Below are 395 nucleotides of genomic sequence, written 5' to 3' on the forward strand. Positions count from 1 at the left end.
AGTTCGCCAGCGATCTGCGGTGCTTGCGTCATGTCCCAGGCCGCGCCCGCGGAAATAAGCCGGTTTACGCAGATGCCGATCATTTGCTTGCTAGCCATCGGTCACCTGCTTCCGCTCGCTGGCTTCCACCTGGGCCATGGCCTGCTCGTAGGTGAGCTGCCCACCCTGACGCATCGCCGGTAGCGGTTCGGGGCTGGTCGCCCAATCCCAGATCTGCTGCTGGGCCTGGGTGCGCCGTTCCGCGGCAGAAGCCGGGGCACGAGCCGGAAGCGGGGTTTCGTCTTCCCAGCGGCCTTGGTTGAGCCAGGTTGCCGGATGGGGCGTGTACTGGTCGACGCGGTTAGGATCCGCCGCGAGACGTGCCGCACCTTGGAGGAGTTCTTCTGGGGTTGCGC

Annotated in this window: 1 protein-coding gene; it reads right to left on the reverse strand. The window is 66.1% G+C overall.

Annotated features, from left to right (window positions below):
* Nucleotides 1-90 precede the first annotated feature (90 nt).
* Nucleotides 91-395 (reverse strand): hypothetical protein (locus tag QP381_RS08570; RefSeq protein ID WP_285068513.1); only part of this gene is annotated, 305 nt, incomplete at its 5' end.

It is taken from the genome of Pauljensenia sp. UMB6358 (assembly GCF_030216865.1).
Classification (GTDB): Bacteria; Actinomycetota; Actinomycetes; order Actinomycetales; family Actinomycetaceae; genus Pauljensenia; species Pauljensenia turicensis_A.